This is a genomic window from Dryocola clanedunensis subsp. sulfonylureivorans (assembly GCF_016756775.1).
Classification (GTDB): domain Bacteria; phylum Pseudomonadota; class Gammaproteobacteria; order Enterobacterales; family Enterobacteriaceae; genus Dryocola; species Dryocola clanedunensis.
The window spans coordinates 191173-206618 of the sequence record NZ_JAERMU010000007.1; the positions used below are offsets into that span (position 1 = coordinate 191173).

Annotated in this window: 14 protein-coding genes and 4 tRNA genes; 17 read left to right on the forward strand and 1 reads right to left on the reverse strand. The window is 54.9% G+C overall.

From position 1 onward, the window contains the following. The first annotated feature begins 118 nt into the window (after positions 1-118). The 17 genes from HYQ67_RS09285 (at position 119) to HYQ67_RS09365 (ending at position 13709) form a co-directional block, all read left to right on the forward strand. Positions 119-814: a metal ABC transporter ATP-binding protein gene (locus tag HYQ67_RS09285; protein WP_202303409.1), complete on the forward strand. Its 696-nt coding sequence runs from the start codon at positions 119-121 to the stop codon at positions 812-814. Next, entirely contained in the window at positions 811-1692 is an 882-nt protein-coding gene (locus tag HYQ67_RS09290; protein WP_202303410.1) for a metal ABC transporter permease, read from the forward strand. The genes HYQ67_RS09285 and HYQ67_RS09290 overlap by 4 nt, the downstream gene beginning before the upstream one ends. Continuing rightward, positions 1693-2571, forward strand: a complete 879-nt coding sequence (locus HYQ67_RS09295; protein WP_202303411.1) for a metal ABC transporter substrate-binding protein — start codon at positions 1693-1695, stop codon at positions 2569-2571. A 107-nt stretch (positions 2572-2678) separates the two neighbouring features. Beyond that, entirely contained in the window at positions 2679-3209 is a 531-nt protein-coding gene (pncC, locus tag HYQ67_RS09300) for a nicotinamide-nucleotide amidase (RefSeq protein WP_237391165.1), read from the forward strand. Between the two features lie 82 nt (positions 3210-3291). Continuing rightward, a complete protein-coding gene (recA, locus tag HYQ67_RS09305) occupies positions 3292-4356 on the forward strand; it encodes a recombinase RecA (protein WP_202303412.1) in 1065 nt (354 codons plus the stop codon). 229 nt (positions 4357-4585) lie between these two features. Continuing rightward, positions 4586-5095 (forward strand): regulatory protein RecX, encoded by a 510-nt coding sequence (locus HYQ67_RS09310; RefSeq protein WP_202303413.1) that lies wholly within the window; start codon positions 4586-4588, stop codon positions 5093-5095. Positions 5096-5234: 139 nt separating this feature from the next. Next, on the forward strand, positions 5235-7862 hold the full coding sequence (alaS, locus tag HYQ67_RS09315) for an alanine--tRNA ligase (protein WP_202303414.1): 2628 nt from the start codon (positions 5235-5237) through the stop codon (positions 7860-7862). A 247-nt stretch (positions 7863-8109) separates the two neighbouring features. Beyond that, complete coding sequence (gene csrA, locus HYQ67_RS09320) at positions 8110-8295, forward strand: carbon storage regulator CsrA (protein WP_013574027.1); 186 nt, start codon at positions 8110-8112, stop codon at positions 8293-8295. Positions 8296-8631: 336 nt separating this feature from the next. Next, a tRNA-Ser gene (locus HYQ67_RS09325) sits at positions 8632-8724 on the forward strand. 4 nt (positions 8725-8728) lie between these two features. Next, positions 8729-8805: transfer RNA gene (locus tag HYQ67_RS09330), tRNA-Arg, on the forward strand. Between the two features lie 201 nt (positions 8806-9006). Continuing rightward, positions 9007-9083: transfer RNA gene (locus HYQ67_RS09335), tRNA-Arg, on the forward strand. 190 nt (positions 9084-9273) lie between these two features. Further along, positions 9274-9350: transfer RNA gene (locus HYQ67_RS09340), tRNA-Arg, on the forward strand. Positions 9351-9523: 173 nt separating this feature from the next. Further along, complete coding sequence (gene yqaB / locus HYQ67_RS09345) at positions 9524-10090, forward strand: fructose-1-phosphate/6-phosphogluconate phosphatase (protein ID WP_202303415.1); 567 nt, start codon at positions 9524-9526, stop codon at positions 10088-10090. Next, entirely contained in the window at positions 10087-10515 is a 429-nt protein-coding gene (locus tag HYQ67_RS09350; protein WP_202303416.1) for a YqaA family protein, read from the forward strand. The genes yqaB and HYQ67_RS09350 overlap by 4 nt, the downstream gene beginning before the upstream one ends. A gap of 79 nt (positions 10516-10594) precedes the next feature. Beyond that, the gene (gene gshA / locus HYQ67_RS09355) at positions 10595-12154 is read left to right on the forward strand and encodes a glutamate--cysteine ligase (protein ID WP_202303476.1); all 1560 of its coding nucleotides are present in this window, start codon (positions 10595-10597) and stop codon (positions 12152-12154) included. 153 nt (positions 12155-12307) lie between these two features. Further along, positions 12308-12823, forward strand: a complete 516-nt coding sequence (gene luxS, locus HYQ67_RS09360; RefSeq protein ID WP_202303417.1) for an S-ribosylhomocysteine lyase — start codon at positions 12308-12310, stop codon at positions 12821-12823. A gap of 88 nt (positions 12824-12911) precedes the next feature. Beyond that, a complete protein-coding gene (locus tag HYQ67_RS09365; RefSeq protein ID WP_202303418.1) occupies positions 12912-13709 on the forward strand; it encodes an AraC family transcriptional regulator in 798 nt (265 codons plus the stop codon). Here HYQ67_RS09365 and leuA read toward each other — a convergent pair. Next, positions 13667-15337, reverse strand: coding sequence for a 2-isopropylmalate synthase (leuA, locus tag HYQ67_RS09370; RefSeq protein ID WP_202303419.1), 1671 nt, complete (start codon positions 15335-15337; stop codon positions 13667-13669). The two genes, HYQ67_RS09365 and leuA, sit on opposite strands and share 43 nt — an antisense overlap. Positions 15338-15446: the final 109 nt, after the last annotated feature.

Genomic DNA, 15446 nt, shown 5'->3' on the forward strand with positions numbered 1-15446 from the left:
CTATGTTCCTGTCACACCCAACGACGCTTTTCTCTGCCTCCGGTCTGCTGCGCGTCAGCGCCGTTCTTCTCCTGGCTGGCTGCCTGTGGCTGGCAATTCTTTGGGCTATTGCGCTGCCATGATCGAGCTTCAAGAGGTTGTCGCGGGCTATCAGGGCAGGGCGGTGTCCTCGCCATTAACCGGTAAATTCCGTGCGGGCAGCATGACGGCGGTGATTGGCGCTAACGGCACCGGGAAATCTACGCTATTGAAAACGCTGATCAAGCTTCAGCCTCCCGTGTCGGGAAACGTGATTTTTGCCCGAAGCATCATGCCGCGCGTTGCCTGGCTACCGCAGCTTGCGGAGATGGATCGGCAGTTCCCTGCGACGGTTTATGATGTCGTGAGCATGGGGGGCTGGCCTGCGACAGGGATATTCTCCGCGCTCGGCCGCCGGAAGAGACAACAAGTGGCTGAAGCCATTGAGCGAGTCGGACTAAGCGGCATGAGCAGACAACCGATCGTAACCCTGTCCGGCGGCCAGTTCCAGCGCATGCTTTTTGCTCGCCTGCTTATCCAGAAGGCACCGCTGGTGCTGCTCGATGAGCCTTTTACTGGCGTAGATATTCAGACCACAAACTTTCTGATGCTGCTGATCCGGCAGATGCATGAGGCAGGGCAGACGGTCATCACCGTGCTGCACGATAACGAACTCGTCGGGCGCTTCTTTCCTGAGACTCTGCTGCTTGGGCATGAGTCCGCATGCTGGGGGCGCACTGCGCAGGTGTTGCCTCATTATCAGCCTGCAGCCTTTCATGTGGCGTCATCCGCATGATTTATCACTTCTTAATCGAACCGTTTGTCGACTATGGCTTTATGCGTCGTGCGCTGGTGGCCTCACTGGCGCTCTCATTAAGCACGGCCCCGCTCGGCATTTTTTTGCTGTTACGTCGGATGAGCCTGGTGGGGGATGCTCTCTCCCACGCCATTTTGCCGGGGGTGGCCGTAGGCTATCTGCTGGCGGGGATGTCGCTGCTGGCGATGGGTATTGGTGGCTTTGTCGCGGGCGTAGTGGTCGCGCTGATTTCGGGGCTGGTAAGTGCTCGTACCAACCTGAAAGAGGATGCCAGCTTCGCCGGTTTCTACCTCGGGTCACTGGCTTTGGGCGTCACGCTGATATCCCTGCGCGGTTCGAGCGTCGATCTCCTCCATCTGCTGTTTGGTTCTATTCTCGCGGTTGACGACCAGGCGACAGTTTTTGTCGGCATTATTGCCAGCGTCACTTTGATCCTGCTGGCGCTGCTTTATCGCGGTCTGGTCATGGAGACATTTGACCGGACGTTTCTGCGGGTTAACAGCCGGCTGGCACCTCCTTTTCTGCACGGGATTTTTCTGGCGCTGCTGGTACTGAACCTGGTGGCGGGTTTTCAAATACTCGGCACGTTGATGTCCGTCGGGCTGATGATGCTTCCTGCCGTAGCGGCCCGCTGCTGGGCGAAAACCCTGGCGGGCTCGCTGATGATCGCCGTGCTCTGTGGCCTGGGCTGTGCGTGGCTCGGTCTGGCCTGGTCCTTCAGCGCCTCACTTCCCGCGGGGCCAGCCATTGTGCTGACCGCCAGCGGTGCATTTGTTCTTTCTCTTCTTTTCGGGCCACGTAGTGGGCTAATCCGGAGCTTATACCGGGGTGGGTTAACAATCAGCAAGGGGGGGTAAATGAAAGGTTTTGGGATGGCATTAACATTAGTTGCCGCAGTTTCAAGCCAGGCCGTAATGGCGAAGGAATTAAATGTGGTAGCCAGTTTTACCGTACTGGCGGATATGGCGAAGCAGGTGGGGGGCGAGCACGTTAAAGTGACGAGTCTGGTTGGGCCAGATGGTGACCCGCACAGCTTTGAACCTTCCCCAAAAGACAGCGTAGCGCTCAGCCATGCCGATGTCGTGATCGTCAGTGGGCTGGGGATGGAAGGGTGGATGGACAGGCTGGTGAGCGCATCGGGCTATAAAGGCAAAGTGATTGTTGCCTCTCAGGGGGTGGATACGCGTAGCATGGAAGAGGACGGGAAAGCCATTACCGATCCGCACGCCTGGAACAGCGCTGAAAACGGGGCGATTTACGCCAGCAACATCATGAAAGCATTTATCGCCGCCGATCCTCAGGATGCGCCGGAGATTCGTCAGACGGGTGAGGAGTATGTCACGCGCCTGAAGCTGCTGGATAGCTGGGCGAAAACGCGTTTCGCAGCAATACCCAAAGCACGCCGCCATGTGCTGACCAGCCATGACGCATTTGGCTACTTTGGCAAAGCGTATGGTGTGACGTTCCTTTCACCGGTCGGTTTCTCTACGGAGGCGCAGGCCAGCGCCAGCGACGTCGCGGCATTAATTAAGCAGCTTAAAGCCCTGCACATCAAAACCTATTTTATTGAGAATCAAACAGATCCGCGGTTGGTAAAGCAAATTGCCGCCGCCAGCGATGCGAAGCCCGGCGGGGAGCTTTATCCAGAAGCGCTGTCCCCGGCTGATGGCCCGGCGAGCACCTACGAGATGGCCTTTAAACACAATGTTGAAACGATTGCCGACAGCATGAAATAATCCCACCGGCCAGCTTTTGCTGGCCATTTTCATTTCTGGAATTTGCCTCGAGCTTCGAGATGTAATCCCCTGAAAACACCGTAAAGTGCTATCCTGGTAACAAGGGCATGACTACAATCGGAGCCAACGTGTCAGAGAAAACATTACGTCAGTTAAGCCATCAGGTCGGTGAAGCCTTAGGCCAGTTGGGCGCTACCGTAACGACCGCAGAATCCTGCACCGGCGGGTGGATAGCCAAAGTGATTACGGATGTATCAGGCAGCTCAGCCTGGTTTGAACGCGGCTATGTTACCTACAGTAATGACGCCAAACATCAGATGATCGGCGTCGACAGCGGCACCCTCGAGACGCATGGTGCGGTTAGTGACGCCGTCGTGCGGGAAATGGCGCAGGGTGCGCTTTATGCCGCTGGCGCAGACTTTGCGATTGCCGTCAGCGGCATCGCCGGGCCGAACGGCGGTAGCGATGAAAAACCGGTGGGCACCGTGTGGTTTGGCTTCGCCTCAAAGCAGGATGGCACCGTTGCCCGTCATCAGCTTTTCGACGGCGACCGGGATGCGGTCAGACGTCAGTCCACGGAATACGCCTTGCAAACCCTGTGGGAAGAATTTCTAAAAAATAAGCTTGATACTGTATGACTGTACAGTATAATTGCTTCAACAAAATGTATTCGAACGCAGCGTAGCGCACCAGCGCTCACCCTGCATGACAGGAGTAAAAATGGCTATCGACGAAAACAAACAGAAGGCGTTAGCGGCAGCACTGGGCCAGATTGAAAAACAATTCGGCAAAGGCTCCATCATGCGCCTGGGTGAAGACCGTTCCATGGACGTGGAAACGATCTCTACCGGTTCACTTTCACTGGATATCGCTCTGGGGGCCGGTGGCCTGCCAATGGGCCGTATCGTTGAAATCTACGGGCCAGAATCTTCTGGTAAAACGACGCTGACCCTGCAGGTTATCGCCGCCGCACAACGTGAAGGCAAAACCTGTGCGTTTATCGATGCGGAACACGCACTGGACCCGGTCTATGCGAAGAAGCTCGGCGTGGATATCGACAACCTGCTGTGCTCGCAGCCAGACACCGGCGAACAAGCGCTGGAAATCTGTGATGCGCTGGCACGTTCTGGTGCGGTAGACGTTATCGTTGTTGACTCCGTGGCGGCACTGACGCCAAAAGCGGAAATCGAAGGCGAAATCGGCGACTCTCACATGGGCCTCGCGGCACGTATGATGAGCCAGGCGATGCGTAAGCTGGCCGGTAACCTTAAGCAGTCCAACACCATGCTTATCTTCATCAACCAGATTCGTATGAAAATTGGTGTGATGTTCGGTAACCCGGAAACCACGACCGGCGGTAACGCCCTGAAATTCTACGCTTCCGTGCGTCTGGATATCCGCCGTATTGGCGCGGTGAAAGATGGCGACAACGTGGTGGGCAGTGAAACCCGCGTTAAAGTGGTGAAGAACAAAATCGCGGCACCGTTCAAGCAGGCTGAATTCCAGATCATGTACGGCGAAGGTATTAACTTCTACGGCGAGCTGGTTGACCTGGGCGTGAAGCACAAGTTCATTGAAAAAGCGGGCGCATGGTACAGCTACAACGGCGAGAAAATCGGCCAGGGTAAAGCGAATGCCAGCAACTTCCTGAAAGAGAACAAGCCAATGTCCGCAGAAATCGAGAAAAAGCTGCGTGAAATGCTGTTGAATAACCAGGACGGTACGCCTGATTTCGTCGTTGACGATCACGACAAAGATGTCGCCGAAACCAACGAAGATTTCTGATTTATCCAGGGCCGCTTAATGCGGCCCTCAGACTAATTGAGAAACTTCATTCTGTCGCAAGGCGCACATGTGCCACCGGATAAGAAACAAGGAAAATCAATTCGTTGATTTTCGGCTGATAACCACAAAGAAGGAAAAACCACGCTTTTTCCTTCTTTGTCAGCGATCTCGGGGCCGCTTAATGCGGCCCTTGTTGCATTTGGCCCTGAATTACCGCAGTTTATAACCTATGTCTGAATCCTCCTCTCCGAAACGCAGCGGCTACGCTCGCTTACTCGACAAAGCCACCCGCGTTCTTGCTATGCGCGATCACAGCGAGCATGAACTGAGGCGTAAACTCACCGCAGCACCCACTTTTCCTGGCAGCAATACGTCAGAGCAACCAACCTTTACTCCTGAAGATATCGAAAAAGTCATTGCCTGGTGCTATGACCATCGCTTCCTGGACGACGCGCAGTTTGCCTCGCGCTTTATCGCCAGCCGCGGCCGTAAAGGCTATGGCCCGCAGCGCATTCGACAGGAGCTGCAGCAAAAAGGGATCGACAGGGCAACGGGGGAAGCCGCCATGATGGATTGTGAAGTTGACTGGCAGGCGATGGCACGAGAAATGGCTGAAAAAAAATTTGGCGATCCGTTACCTTCAGAGTGGAAAGAGCGTGCCAAAGTGCAGCGTTTCTTGTTGTATCGTGGGTTCTTTATGGAAGATATCCAGGCGATCTACCGAAATTTTAACGATTAGAGTCATACGGGATTTTACTTCCCCGGTTAGAAAACTTATCTTATTCCCACTTTTTTCCAGGTAAACTTGCCGTCTCTTCAGTATCCCTGTGGGTGATGTCAGGTTTGCAACACCTCTTTAGCTTGATTTCAGGATAATTATGAGCAAGAGCACCGCTGAGATCCGTCAGGCGTTTCTCGACTTTTTCCATAGTAAAGGTCACCAGGTTGTAGCGAGCAGCTCCCTGGTTCCGAATAACGACCCGACTCTGCTGTTTACCAACGCCGGTATGAACCAGTTCAAGGATGTATTCCTGGGCGTCGATAAGCGTAACTACTCACGCGCCACAACGTCACAGCGTTGCGTCCGTGCGGGTGGTAAACATAACGATCTGGAAAACGTCGGCTACACCGCGCGTCACCATACTTTCTTCGAAATGCTGGGTAACTTTAGCTTCGGTGATTACTTCAAGCACGACGCTATCAACTTCGCCTGGGAACTGCTGACCGGCGAGCAGTGGTTTAACCTGCCAAAAGAGCGTCTGTGGGTGACCGTCTACGAAACCGACGACGAAGCGTTTGAGATCTGGGAAAAAGAAGTGGGCGTGCCTCGCGAGCGTATTATCCGCATCGGCGACAACAAAGGCGCGGCCTATGCATCTGACAACTTCTGGCAGATGGGCGATACCGGTCCCTGCGGCCCGTGCACCGAAATTTTCTTCGATCATGGCGATCACATCTGGGGCGGCCCTCCGGGCAGCGCTGAAGAAGATGGCGACCGTTATATCGAAATCTGGAATATCGTCTTCATGCAGTTCAACCGTCAGCAGGATGGCACCATGCTGCCGTTGCCTAAACCGTCGGTTGATACAGGTATGGGGCTTGAGCGTATTGCCGCTGTTCTGCAGCACGTTAACTCCAACTATGAAATCGACCTGTTCAGCAAGCTTATCCAGTCCGTTGCCAAAGTCACTGGCGCGACTGACCTGACCAGCAAATCTCTGCGCGTTATTGCCGACCACATCCGTTCCTGTGCCTTCCTGGTTGCCGATGGCGTGACGCCATCCAACGAAGGGCGCGGCTACGTGCTGCGTCGCATCATTCGTCGCGCTATCCGCCACGGCAATATGCTGGGCGCGAAAGAGACCTTCTTCTACAAGCTGGTTGGTCCGCTGGTTGACGTCATGGGGTCTGCGGGCGATGAGCTGAAGCGCCAGCAGGGCCTGGTTGAGCAGGTGCTGAAAACCGAAGAAGAGCAGTTTGCCCGTACGCTTGAGCGTGGTCTGGCACTGCTGGATGAAGAGCTGGCGAACCTGAAGGGCGATACGCTGAATGGCGAAACCGCTTTCCGTCTGTATGACACCTACGGCTTCCCGGTTGACCTGACGGCGGACGTTTGCCGTGAGCGCAATCTCAAAGTAGATGAAGCTGGCTTTGAGGCCGCGATGGAAGAGCAGCGCCGCCGTGCGCGCGAATCCAGCGGTTTTGGTGCGGACTACAACAGCATGATCCGTGTTGATACGCCATCTGCGTTCAAAGGTTACGATCGCCTCGATCTGAGCGCGAAAGTCACCGCGCTGTTTGTCGACGGCAAAGCCGTTGAACAAATTTCGGCGGGTCAGGATGCCGTGGTTGTGCTGGACGAAACGCCATTCTACGGCGAATCTGGCGGTCAGGTGGGCGATAAAGGTGCCATCAAAGGCAACGGCATCGACTTCACCGTTAATGATACGCAGAAGTACGGCCAGGCAACTGGTCACCTCGGCAAGCTCGCCTGCGGCGTGCTGAAAGTCGGCGACAGCGTCAAGGCTGAAGTGGACGAAGAACGCCGTGCGCGTATCCGCCTGAACCACTCCGCAACGCACTTACTGCACGCAGCACTGCGTCAGGTGTTAGGCACTCACGTTGCTCAGAAAGGTTCTCTGGTCAACGACAAAGGTCTGCGCTTCGACTTCTCGCATTTTGAAGCGATGAAACCGAGCGAAGTTCGCGCTGTCGAAGATATCGTAAACGCCCAGATTCGTCGTAACCTGCCTGTCGAAACCAATGTTATGGATCTCGAAGCAGCTAAAGCGAAAGGTGCGATGGCACTGTTTGGCGAGAAGTATGACGACCACGTTCGCGTGCTGAGCATGGGCGACTTCTCAACTGAACTGTGTGGCGGTACTCACGCCAGCCGTACAGGTGATATTGGCCTGTTCCGTATCGTTGCAGAATCCGGTACTGCCGCAGGCGTTCGTCGTATTGAAGCGGTCACGGGGGAAGGTGCACTGAACAGCCTGCATGCGCAGAGCGATCAGCTGCACGAGATTGCACACCTGCTGAAGGGTGACAGCCAGAACCTGAACGAGAAAGTGCGTTCAGTGCTGGAGCGTACCCGTCAGCTGGAAAAAGAATTGCAGCAGTTAAAAGAGCAGCAGGCTTCGCAGGAGAGCGCAAATCTTTCCAGCAAAGCAACAGAAGTGAAGGGCGTGAAACTGCTGGTGAGCGAACTGAGCAACGTCGAACCTAAGATGTTGCGTACGATGGTCGATGACCTGAAAAATCAGCTTGGCTCAGCGGTAATCGTTCTGGCCACCGTGTCAGAAGGTAAGGTTTCTCTGATTGCTGGTGTCTCCAAAGATGTGACCGACCGCGTTAAAGCGGGGGAACTGGTGGGGATGGTTGCACAGCAGGTCGGAGGCAAAGGTGGTGGTCGTCCGGACATGGCTCAAGCGGGTGGTACTGACGCTCAAGCCTTGCCTGGCGCGCTGTCCGGCGTAGAAGCCTGGGTCACGGCTAAACTTTAAGTCACTATAAAAGTGGAGGCGGGCGCCTGTTGGTTTTTGTGAGCTGGCGCTCGTTCATCTACACATTATCAATAATGATAAAGTCAGGTTGAAGTTGTGTATATCGGCTAAACTTAGTCATAACAGAATGTAATGCCGTGACTGCTTACACATATGTGTTTGTCATCGCTTACTTTTTGGCGTTATATGATGGATAATGCCGGGATACGCACAGACCCGACTCTTTTAATCTTTCAAGGAGCAAAGAATGCTTATTCTGACTCGTCGAGTTGGTGAGACCCTCATGATTGGGGATGAGGTGACAGTGACAGTACTAGGGGTTAAAGGCAACCAGGTTCGTATTGGTGTTAATGCCCCGAAGGAAGTCTCTGTACACCGTGAAGAGATCTACCAACGTATCCAGGCTGAAAAATCGCAACAAACGAGTTACTAAAGTTACTGCGTCTCGCTAACTATCGGCGAGGCGCTCTCTTTTATCCCTCTCTTCTCCTTCTTAGCGCTTCGTTTTTCTCCCTGATAACCTTCCTGACCGTATCTTGCCGCACTTTTTTTCCAACAAACGCCTCCATCTCTTATCCCTTATCCCGTATCTTGCCTGTTGATAAAACACTCTTTTTGCCTTCAAATTGCCCGAATTGCATGGGAAGTGTGCAATTGATTGCGAGTCGGGAAAAATTGTTTGACTTATAAGTGCGGGAAAGTAATATGTGCGCCACGCAGTGCCGATGAGCAGAAACAAGTTCAGCGGTACGACTCGAAAGAGGCGTGTGGTGAGGTGGCCGAGAGGCTGAAGGCGCTCCCCTGCTAAGGGAGTATGCGGTCAAAAGCTGCATCCGGGGTTCGAATCCCCGCCTCACCGCCATTTTGCATCCGTAGCTCAGCTGGATAGAGTACTCGGCTACGAACCGAGCGGTCGGAGGTTCGAATCCTCCCGGATGCACCATCTTCTTCCTGACTATCAGCAATGATAGTGTGCCAGAGAACTTAGTGCTCTCAGCCTGCACCAGGGAGGAAAACGTTGCTTTAGCAAGCAACGGCCCGTAGGGCGAGCCTTCGGTGAGTAATCCTCCCGGATGCACCATATCTCTTCAATGTTGCGGCAAGTTGAGTGACATTGAGTCAGCAGTAAATCAGCAGTCCCGATGCATCCGTAGCTCAGCTGGATAGAGTACTCGGCTACGAACCGAGCGGTCGGAGGTTCGAATCCTCCCGGATGCACCATATTTCTCCTGATTCTCAGCGATGAGAGAGCGGCAGAGAATTTAACGTTCTCAGCCAGCACCAGGGAGGATAACGTTGCTTTAGCAACGGCCCGCAGGGCGAGCCTTCGGCGAGTAATCCTCCCGGATGCACCATATTTCTGATTATCTTCCCTGATGATTAGACACCGCAGTAAATCAGCAGTCCCGATGCATCCGTAGCTCAGCTGGATAGAGTACTCGGCTACGAACCGAGCGGTCGGAGGTTCGAATCCTCCCGGATGCACCATATTCTTCCTGATGTTCAGCAAATCATTCTCCCTGATGCACCCTTTCCTTGTCTTTCCCCCATTGTTTTCAACATCGTTCCGGCGTTCAAATCTTCCCCTCATGACAAAAAGCGACAAATATCCTTGTTTACGCTAAAGTAATGCCTCGATATTTAGCGATGTGAGGGATGATATGTACGAACGTTACGACGGGCTGATATTCGATATGGACGGAACCATCCTTGATACCGAACCTACACATCGTAAGGCCTGGCACGAGACGCTGTCCCGCTATGGCATGCAGTTTGACGAGCAGGCAATGGTGGCGTTAAACGGTTCCCCGACCTGGCGCATCGCCCAGGCCATCATCGACAGTCATCAGGCCGATCTCGATCCTCACCATTTAGCAAAAGAAAAAACTCAGGCCGTCAGAGCGATGCTGCTCGACACTGTGCGTCCTTTGCCGCTGATTGAGGTGGTGAAGGCCTGGCATGGTCGTCGCCCCATGTCGGTCGGTACAGGCAGCGAGAGCGATATGGCCGAAGCATTGCTTAACCATCTTGGCTTGCGCAAATATTTCACAGCGGTCGTCGCCGCCGACCATGTCAAAAATCACAAGCCTCATCCTGACACCTTCCTGTTGTGCGCTGAACTCATGGGCGTGCCACCCGCCAGGTGCGTGGTCTTTGAAGATGCTGATTTTGGCCTCGAAGCGGCCCGCGCGGCAGGCATGGCGGGTGTTGACGTTCGTTTACTGTGAGCGATCTGCTGTCACTGGCTTCGCTATTTACCAGCAGTTTCCTCAGCGCAACGTTATTGCCGGGTAGCTCCGAAGCTGTTCTGGTTGCGTTGTTGGTCGCGGGGGCTGGCCCTACCTGGTTGCTAGTGTTAATAGCAACAATGGGTAATAGCCTCGGGGGGCTAACTAACGTTATTCTGGGGCGTTTTTTCCCGCAGCGTGCGCAGTCTCGCTGGCAGGGAAAAGCGACCGCCTGGCTGACCCGATTCGGCCCGGCTGCTTTATTACTGAGTTGGTTGCCGTTGATTGGCGACCTTTTGTGCCTGCTTGCCGGTTGGTTACGTCTGGCATGGGGGCCAGTAATCTTTTTTTTATGCCTTGGAAAAGCAATACGCTACATCGTTGTCGCGGCTGCAACGGTACAAGGCATGGCGTGGTGGCAATAATTGCATGGCGTGAGGGTAACCGACGCCCGCTAAAACAATTATGCTTAATAAAAATGAATTCGACAGGCGGGAGGTCAATTTGATCCCGGACGTATCACAGGCGTTGGCCTGGCTGGAAAAGCATCCTCAGGCGGTAAAGGGCATCTGTCGCGGCCTTGAACGCGAAACATTGCGTGTTACGCCAACGGGCGAACTGGCAACAACAGGTCACCCGGAAAGCCTCGGCTCAGCGCTGACACACAAATGGATAACCACGGACTTCGCCGAAGCCCTGCTGGAGTTTATTACCCCGGTGGATGGCGATATCGACCATATGCTCACTTTCATGCGCGATATTCATCGCCATGTTGCCCGTGAACTGGGCGAAGAGCGCATGTGGCCGCTGAGCATGCCGTGCTATATCGACGATGGACAGAACATTGAACTGGCGCAGTATGGCTCGTCTAACACTGGCCGTCTGAAAACGCTGTATCGTGAAGGGCTGAAGAATCGCTACGGCGCGCTGATGCAGACCATCTCCGGCGTACATTACAACTTCTCGCTGCCGCTGGAATTCTGGCAGGCAAGGCTGGGTATTAAAGATGCCGAAAGCGGGAAAGAAGAGATCTCCGCCGGTTACTTCCGCCTGATCCGCAACTACTACCGTTTTGGTTGGGTTATTCCGTATCTGTTCGGCGCCTCGCCGGCGATTTGTTCGTCTTTCCTGCAAGGGAAGGAGAGCACGCTGCCGTTTGAAAAAACCGAATGCGGCATGAACTACCTGCCGTATGCGACGTCGTTGCGTCTGAGCGATCTGGGCTACACCAACAAATCGCAAAGCAATCTGGGTATCACCTTCAACGAGCTTAATACCTATGTTGCAGGGCTGAAACAAGCGATTAAAACGCCGTCGGAAGAGTACGCGCAGCTTGGTCTGGAGAAAGACGGTAAGCGTCTACAGATCAACACCAACGTGCTGCAGATTGAAAACGAACTCTACGCGCCGATTCGCCCGAAACGCGTCACCGCGAAAGACGAATCGCCGTCCGACGCGCTGCTGCGCGGCGGAATTGAATACATCGAAGTGCGTTCGCTTGATATCAACCCGTTCTCCGCCATCGGCATGGACGAGCAGCAGATCCGCTTCCTCGACCTGTTTATGATCTGGTGCGTGCTGGCTGATGCGCCGGAAATGAGCAGTGACGAACTGCTGTGTACCCGTAAAAACTGGAATCGGGTCATCCTGGAAGGACGCAAGCCCGGACTGACGTTGGGCATGGGTTGTGAAACCGCTCAGCATCCGTTGTCCCAGGTGGGTAAAGATCTGTTTGCCGACCTGCGCCGTGTCGCCCAAACGCTGGATGGCATTGCGGGTAATCATGAATACCAGAAAGTCTGTGATGAGCTGGTCGCCAGCTTTGACGATCCGGAACTGACATATTCAGCGCGCATTCTGCGGTCTATGATTGAGAATGGCATTGGCGGTACGGGGCTTGCGCTTGCGGAGCAGTATCGTCAGCAGTTAATCAGTGAACCGCTGGAGATTTTGACCACGGAAGTTCTACAGCAGGAGCACGATGCTTCATGGCAGCGTCAGCGTGATATCGAAGCCGGGGACAGCGAGCCGTTTGAGTCGTGGCTTGAGAAACAGTCGCGGTAGAAAAGAAAATGGCCACAAGCAATGTGGCCAAAATATTCATCTCTGAAGACAGGGATGATGATAACAAATGCGCGTCTTTCATATACTCAGACGCCCTTGAAACAGAATGGTTCAATTAATTTTTTAAAAAAATCACTTATCGGAGGTGACCAGATGCCATTGTTGGATAGTTTCACAGTCGACCACACCCGCATGGGCGCGCCAGCAGTACGTGTAGCCAAAACGATGCACACACCGAGCGGCGATACCATCACCGTATTCGACCTGCGCTTTTGTGTCCCGAACAAGGAAGTGATGCCGGAAAAAGGGATCCATACGCTTGAGCACCTTTTTGCAGGTTTCATGCGCGATCACCTGAACGGTAACGGCGTTGAGATCATCGACATTTCGCCGATGGGCTGCCGCACCGGCTTTTACATGAGCCTGATTGGCGTGCCTGAGGAATCTCGCGTTGCCAACGCATGGAAAGCGGCAATGGAAGACGTGCTGAAGGTCAAAGAGCAGAACCAGATCCCTGAGCTGAACGTCTACCAGTGTGGCACTTACCACATGCACTCGTTGCAGGAAGCTCAGGACATTGCGCGCCATATCATTGAGCACGGCGTGAGCGTCAACAGCAATGACGAGCTGGCGCTGCCGAAAGAGAAGCTGAAAGAGCTGCATATTTAGCCGTAGGTCGGATAAGCGCAGCGTCATCCGGCATAGCTTGTCGACAAAAGGAGCCTGACGGCTCCTTTTTTACAAAGAAATAAAAATTATGTCCACCACTCTCCAGTTCAACTTTGCCACACGCCCGCTGGTGCCGTTCGCCCATGACTATCCTCACGGTGCTACGGAGCCATGGCACAGCCACGATTGCGCGCAGCTTCTGCACGCGCTCAGCGGCGTGGTACGAGTTGAAACGGAGCAGGGATACTGGGTGGTGCCGCCAAGCCGGGGCGTGTGGCTGCCTGCGGGCACAAAGCACCGTTTTCAGGTGACCGGGCATGTCGCCGCCCGAACGTTGTTCATCGACCCCTTTGCGCGGGCGGACCTGCCTTCGGTTTGCCAGGTGGTGCAAATATCAGACTTGCTGCGTGAGCTTATTATCAGCTCACTGACGCTGCCCGAAAGTTACGCGGCCGGGAGCAGGGAAGAGCGGATCTATGAGCTGATCCTCGATGAGATCCGCGTGATGACGGTGCTGCCGTTTAATCTTCCTGAACCGGCATCGGCGGCCTTACTGGCGCTTTGTCGTCAGATCCAGGATGAACCCGGCAAAATGTGGAGCACGGCGCTGGCCGCCGGGCTGCTCAATATCAGTGAAAGAACCCTGCTGCGGCATTTCCGTCAGCAAACCGGGCTGGCGTTCAGCGAGTGGGTACGGCGGGCGAGGCTGATGGAAGCCCTGAGCCGCCTTGCCCAGGGCCAGTCCGTATTGCGGGTAGCGCTGGATTTAGGCTACGAGAGCCACAGCGCGTTCAGCGCCATGTTCCGTCGCACCCTCGGCGTTTCCCCCGGCGAATACTTCCATCAGAACCGATCGTCTGACGGCAGTGCATTAAGCAACGCCTGAAGCGAAGCCCGCGCCACGTCGTTATCGATACCCACGCCCCAGCAGCTTTCGCCTTTGGCGAAGGTACAGCGGATGTAGGCCGCCGAACGACTTTCGCTGTGTCTGCCAAGCGTGTGTTCATGATAATCCTCAATGGCGAACGCGACGTTAAACCGGCTCTTCAGAGCATCGGCGGCGGCGGACAGCAGACCATTTCCTTTTCCCTGAAGCGTAATGACGCCAGCTTCCATCTGAATACGCGCCTGTAGCGACAGCAGGCCCTCTCCCTGACTTTCGCTGCGGTAATCCAGCAGCTGCCGTCCGGCGAGCTTGTGAGGCCCGTACAGCTCGCGGAACAGCTGCCAGATGGCGGTCAGCGTCATCTCGTTTCCGTCGCGATCGGTCCGGGCCTGCACATGGCGACTAAAATCCTGCTGCAAAGCGCGCGGCAGCATCAGACCATGATTCTGCTCCAGCATCCACGCCGCGCCGCTTTTTCCGGACTGGCTGTTAACGCGGATCACCGCTTCGTAGCTGCAGCCGAGATCGTTAGGATCGACAGGTAAATAGGGCATCTCCCAGCGTGGGGAGGAGGTATGCTGTCGTGCAGTAAAGCCTTTCTTAATCGCATCCTGGTGCGATCCTGAAAAGGCCGTAAAGGCCAGCTTTCCGGCGTAGGGATGGCGAGGATGGACGGGCAGCTGATTACATTGTTCGACCACTTCGACGACCTGCCTGATATCGCTGAAATCCAGCTGCGGTGAAATTCCCTGACTGTAGAGGTTCATTGCCATCGTCACCAGGCAGACGTTGCCGGTACGCTCGCCGTTGCCGAATAAGCAGCCTTCCACGCGATCGGCTCCCGCCAGGATTGCCAGCTCCGCACTGGCGACGCCGCTTCCCCGGTCGTTATGGGGATGAACGCTGATGCACACAGCGTTACGTCTTGTGAAGTGGCGGCAGAAATATTCAATCTGATCGGCATAGACGTTCGGCGTATTGACCTCTACCGTCGCTGGCAGGTTGATAATCATTGGCCGCTCGGTGCAGGGTTCCCACACGTCCGCTACCGCCTCGCAGATTTGCAGGGCGAAGTCAGGCTCGGTAAAGCAAAACGTTTCCGGTGAGTACTCATAACTCCACTGCGTTTGCGGATGAGCTTCACACAGGGCGCGGATCTGGCGTGTCGCGCTGACCGCAAGCTGAACGATCTCCTCTTTGCTCTGGCGGAACACCAGGCGGCGGAAGAGCGGGGCGGTGGCATTATAAAGATGCACGGTTGCGCGGTGGGCATCCTGCAATGCAGCAAAGGTGCGCTCGATAAGATCGCTACGCGCCTGGGTCAGCACCTGGATGGTGACGTCTTCGGGGATGCGGCGCTCTTCAATCAGCTGGCGCACAAACTGAAAATCCGTTTCCGAAGCGGAAGGGAACGCTACCTCGATCTCTTTAAAACCGCATTTGAGCAGCAGTTCCCAGAAGCGCAGTTTGCGCTCGCTGTCCATCGGCTCAGCCAGTGCCTGGTTGCCGTCGCGCAGGTCGGTGGAAAGCCATCGCGGCGCATGGGTTAACTGTTTATTCGGCCACTGGCGATCCGGCAGATTAACCGTTGGATGCGGAAGGTATTTTTGCGACGGGTCTTGCAGCATGTGGAGTCTCCTTTGCTCGGGTCAGGCTTTATCCTGACAACTCGCCGGGGAAATTACTGGCGCAAAACTGACAACCTGTGCTGAGAAACAGCCATAGGGGGCAAAGGCG

Excerpts from the sequence above, each read along its gene's own strand:
- recA (WP_202303412.1), top strand. The coding sequence starts at position 3,292 with ATGGCTATCGACGAAAACAAACAGAAGGCGTTAGCGGCAGCACTGGGC.
- yqaB (WP_202303415.1), top strand. The coding sequence starts at position 9,524 with ATGTACGAACGTTACGACGGGCTGATATTCGATATGGACGGAACCATC.
- HYQ67_RS09365 (WP_202303418.1), top strand. The coding sequence starts at position 12,912 with ATGTCCACCACTCTCCAGTTCAACTTTGCCACACGCCCGCTGGTGCCG.
- HYQ67_RS09310 (WP_202303413.1), top strand. The coding sequence starts at position 4,586 with ATGTCTGAATCCTCCTCTCCGAAACGCAGCGGCTACGCTCGCTTACTC.
- leuA (WP_202303419.1), bottom strand. The coding sequence starts at position 15,337 with ATGCTGCAAGACCCGTCGCAAAAATACCTTCCGCATCCAACGGTTAAT.
- pncC (WP_237391165.1), top strand. The coding sequence starts at position 2,679 with ATGACTACAATCGGAGCCAACGTGTCAGAGAAAACATTACGTCAGTTA.
- luxS (WP_202303417.1), top strand. The coding sequence starts at position 12,308 with ATGCCATTGTTGGATAGTTTCACAGTCGACCACACCCGCATGGGCGCG.
- csrA (WP_013574027.1), top strand. The coding sequence starts at position 8,110 with ATGCTTATTCTGACTCGTCGAGTTGGTGAGACCCTCATGATTGGGGAT.
- HYQ67_RS09290 (WP_202303410.1), top strand. The coding sequence starts at position 811 with ATGATTTATCACTTCTTAATCGAACCGTTTGTCGACTATGGCTTTATG.
- alaS (WP_202303414.1), top strand. The coding sequence starts at position 5,235 with ATGAGCAAGAGCACCGCTGAGATCCGTCAGGCGTTTCTCGACTTTTTC.
- HYQ67_RS09285 (WP_202303409.1), top strand. The coding sequence starts at position 119 with ATGATCGAGCTTCAAGAGGTTGTCGCGGGCTATCAGGGCAGGGCGGTG.
- HYQ67_RS09295 (WP_202303411.1), top strand. The coding sequence starts at position 1,693 with ATGAAAGGTTTTGGGATGGCATTAACATTAGTTGCCGCAGTTTCAAGC.